Source organism: Kitasatospora arboriphila (genome assembly GCF_039528095.1).
Taxonomy (GTDB): Bacteria; Actinomycetota; Actinomycetes; order Streptomycetales; family Streptomycetaceae; genus Kitasatospora; species Kitasatospora arboriphila.
The window spans coordinates 1-4,295 of the sequence record NZ_BAAALD010000192.1 but is presented as its reverse complement, the minus strand read 5'-3'; the positions used below and the strand labels follow the sequence as shown (position 1 = coordinate 4,295).

Genomic DNA, 4,295 nt, shown 5'->3' with positions numbered 1-4,295 from the left:
GGGGGCCGGGAAGGGCAGGGGCGGGGCCGGCCGTCCGGGCCGGGCGGGGGGGGGGGGCGGGGGGGGCCGGCGCGCCCGCGACCTGCTGCCCGCCGACGGACCCGTCCCCCTGCCGGAGGGCGACCCGCTGGGCGGCGCCTTCGAACTGCTCTACCGCACGCTGACCCCGACCCGGGCCCGGATGCTGCGGATGCTCACCCTGGCCCCCGCCCAGCTCGCCGACCTGCGCACCGCCTCCGCCCTGGCCGGCTGTCCGGCGCCGGAGGCCGCCGGGCTGCTCGCCGACCTCGCCGAGCGGGAGCTGCTGGCCGCCGAGCCGCCCGCCGCGGACGGCACCGCGCGCTACCGGGTTCCCGGTTGGCTGCATCCGCGGCTGGTGGAGCTCCGGGCCGAGGCGGACCGGCCCGCGGAGGTCGAACTCGCCCGGGCCCGCCTGCTGGAGCGTCTCGTCCGCCTGGTCGATTCGGCGCAGGCGCTGCTCGCCCCCGGGGCCGGCCCGGCGCCCGACCCGCTGCCCGGTCCGCTGCGGCTGCGGACCGCCGACCAGGCCGCCCGCTGGCTGGACGAGGAGCGCGACCAGCTGCTCACCGCGGTCGGCGACGCGATCGGGCAGGGCGACCTGGACGGATCGGCGGGCCGGCTGGTCGGCGCCCTGCTGCGGGCCCTGCCGCTCACCCCGGCCACCGTCCCGGCGGACCTGCACCGGCTGCACGAACTCGTCCTGGAGGTCGCCGAGCGGGCCGGGGCGCCCCGCCGGGCCGCCGCCGCACTGCTCAACCTGGGCGACCTGCAGGCCGCCGCGGGCCGCTGGGAGCGGGCCGCCGAACGGTACCGGGCCGCCCTCGACCGGGCCAGGGCGGCGGGCGACGAGTCGGGGTGCGCCCGCGCATTGGAGAGCGCGGGAGGGTGCTACCGGGCGCTCGGCGACGCCGTGCGCGCCGGAGATTCGTACGGGCGCGCGCTGGCCCTGCGCCAGGAGGCGGGCGACGCTCCGGCCGAGGCGCGGCTGCTGGCCCGGGTCGCCGAGGCGCACACCGCGCAGCGCCGCTTCGAGGAGGCGCTGCGCGAGTACCGGGCGGCGTTCGGGATCTTCCGGCGGCTCGGCGACGAGCGGGGCGCAGCCCTTGTGGCGCTTGCCCTGGACCGCCTCCAGCAGCAGCTCGCAGGCGAGTGGAATCACCCCATTGCGGAGTAGTGTCTGATATGCGGCATTCGTGGGCCTTTGTTCACGGGAGCGAGGTGCAAGCCTACGAACCTGCCAATCGGATCCGCTGATTTATTCAGTTTGGAAGGCTGACGGATCCGCTGGGCTTCATTACACTCGACAGCAGTCGCGCAGCGATCCGTGCCCCGGCGTTCTCCGGAGGCCTTCCCCGTGCGCGCCGCCCGCCGGTCTTCCCCCGGCCGGGACCCCCAGGCAAGAGGGACGTGTTTAGCCGTGAAGGTCGGCATCCCCCGCGAGGTCAAGAACCACGAGTACCGCGTGGCCATCACGCCCGCCGGCGTGCATGAGCTCGTCCGCAACGGACACGAGGTCTTCATCGAGGACAACGCCGGTCTCGGCTCCTCGATCCCCAACGAGGAGTACGTGGCCGCCGGTGCCACCATCCTCCCCACGGCAGACGAGGTGTGGGAGACCGCCGACCTCCTGCTGAAGGTCAAGGAGCCCATCGCCGAGGAGTACCACCGCCTCCGCAAGGGCCAGACCCTCTTCACCTACCTGCACCTGGCGGCCGACCGCGCCGGCACCGAGGCGCTGGTCGCCTCCGGCACCACCGCGATCGCCTACGAGACCGTGCAGCTCGCCAACGGCGCCCTGCCGCTGCTCGCCCCGATGTCCGAGGTCGCGGGCCGGCTGGCCCCGCAGGTCGGCTCCTACCACCTGATGCGCCCGGCCGGCGGCCGCGGCGTGCTCCCCGGCGGCGTGCCCGGCACCCACCCGGCGAAGTGCGTCGTCATCGGCGGCGGCGTCTCCGGCTGGCACGCGGCCACCATCGCCATCGGCATGGGCTACGACGTCACCCTGCTCGACCGCGACATCAACAAGCTGCGCGAGGCCGACAAGATCTTCGGCACCAAGGTGAAGGCCATCTCCTCCAACTCCTTCGAGCTGGAGAAGGCCGTCCTGGAGGCCGACCTCGTCATCGGCGCCGTGCTGATCCCGGGCGCCAAGGCCCCGAAGCTCGTCACCAACGAGCTGGTCTCCCGCATGAAGCCGGGCTCCGTGCTCGTCGACATCGCCATCGACCAGGGCGGCTGCTTCGAGGACTCCCGTGCCACCACGCACGCCGAGCCGACCTTCCAGGTCCACAACTCGGTCTTCTACTGCGTGGCCAACATGCCGGGCGCCGTCCCGAACACCTCCACCTACGCGCTGACCAACGCGACGCTGCCGTACATCGTCGAGCTGGCCAACCGCGGCTGGAAGGACGCGCTGCGCCGCGACGCCGCGCTGGCCAAGGGTCTGAACGTGCACGAGGGCCAGATCACCTACAAGGCCGTCGCCGACGCCTTCGACCTGGAGTCCGTCTCCCTGGAGACCGTGCTCGCCTGACGCGCCGGCACCTCCGTCGCCCCCGGCCCGCTCCCCTCGGGCCGGGGGCTTCGGCGCGCCCGCACGCCCACGGGCCGGTGACCGGCCGGTGGACGGGTGATGTCAATTCATGTGCAACGTGTCACCCGCCCTGCGGACCCGGTCACCGCGGGTCACCCCGCCGCGGGGGCGCGGCGGCCCCGGAATCGTGAGGGTTCCCGGCCCGCGCAAGCCTTGACAGCGGGTGGTCGGGGAGCCGACACATCGTGCCCACTACCGTGGATTGTGTTGCTGCGAACGCCTGGAACGGCCTAGAGTCGCAAACCGTCGGCAAGCTGCCACGCTGACGTATCGACATAGAGTCCTGGAAGCCCAAGGAGGTAAGACGACTTGTGAATGAGTCGACATTTGCTCCCGGGGGTGGTCAGCCAGGACTGGCGGAGCTCGCCGCCGGACAGCCGCACGACGAGTACGCGCGGCCGGCGACGGTGGGTACGGCGGAGATCGGCTCGGTCGCGGTCCGCACCTTCGAGGCGCGCCAGAGCGGCACCGCCGCCGGCGCCGACTACGACGCCGAGCTCGGCGCGTACGGCCTCTCCTACGCCGACCTGGGCTACGGCCCCTACGACGACCCGGACGCCGAGTACGAGCCGGACCCGGAGTACGCCGCCACCCTGGCCCCCGACGCCGCCCGGCAGCGCCGCGAGCGGGTCGGCCCCACCGGCCGTCCGCTGCCGTACTTCCCGATCCCCGCGCCGGTGGCCGAGCACGGCCCCGCGCAGATCATCGCCATGTGCAACCAGAAGGGCGGCGTCGGCAAGACCACGTCGACCATCAACCTGGGTGCGGCGCTGGCCGAGTACGGCCGCCGGGTGCTGCTCGTCGACTTCGACCCGCAGGGCGCCCTCTCCGTCGGCCTCGGCGTGAACCCGATGGAACTCGACGTCACCGTCTACAACCTGCTCATGGAGCGGGGCCTGACGGCCGATGAGGTCCTGCTGAAGACCGCCGTCCCCGGCATGGACCTGCTGCCGTCCAACATCGACCTGTCGGCCGCCGAGGTGCAGCTGGTCAGCGAGGTCGCCCGCGAGTCCGCGCTCGCCCGCGCCCTCAAGCCGCTGCTGCCGGACTACGACTACGTCATCATCGACTGCCAGCCCTCGCTCGGCCTGCTCACCGTCAACGCCCTGACGGCGGCTCACAGCGTCATCGTCCCGCTGGAGTGCGAGTTCTTCGCGCTGCGCGGCGTCGCGCTGCTCACCGAGACCATCGAGAAGGTCTGCGAGCGGCTCAACCCGGAGCTGCGCCTCGACGGCATCCTCGCCACCATGTACGACTCCCGTACGGTGCACAGCCGCGAGGTGCTGGCCCGGGTGGTCGAGGCCTTCGGCGAGCACGTCTTCCACACCGTCATCGGACGCACCGTCAGGTTCCCGGAGACGACCGTGGCCGGCGAGCCGATCACCACGTACGCGACCAACTCGGTCGGCGCCGCCGCCTACCGCCAGCTCGCCAGGGAGGTGCTCGACCGGTGCCGCCCCGCCGAGTGAGTCTCCCGGGAGCCGACGAGCTGTTCCGGACCACCGGGGGGATGGCCCTGTCACCCTCGCTGGGCCGGTCGGCCGAGGCCACCAGACCGGAGACCGCCCGGCCCGCCGAGCAGCCCGCCGCGGCCGGCGACACCGCCGCCGACGGGGCCGCCACCGAGGCCGCCCAGCCGCAGCCGCCCGCCGAGGCGGGCCGGCGGCACGGCGCCGAGGGC

The 4,295-nt window shown here is 73.7% G+C and carries 3 protein-coding genes; all 3 read left to right on the top strand.

What is annotated here, in order from left to right; all coding sequences use genetic code 11:
* On the top strand, positions 1-1,195 hold a 1,195-nt coding region (locus tag ABD353_RS39240), incomplete at its 5' end, for a tetratricopeptide repeat protein (protein WP_344628509.1).
* 243 nt (positions 1,196-1,438) lie between these two features.
* Positions 1,439-2,554: an alanine dehydrogenase gene (gene ald / locus ABD353_RS39235; protein ID WP_344628508.1), complete on the top strand. Its 1,116-nt coding sequence runs from the start codon at positions 1,439-1,441 to the stop codon at positions 2,552-2,554.
* 467 nt (positions 2,555-3,021) lie between these two features.
* Positions 3,022-4,083 carry a ParA family protein gene (locus ABD353_RS39230; protein WP_425555351.1) on the top strand — a complete coding sequence of 354 codons (1,062 nt, stop codon included), beginning with the start codon at positions 3,022-3,024 and terminating at the stop codon, positions 4,081-4,083.
* Positions 4,084-4,295 lie beyond the last annotated feature (212 nt).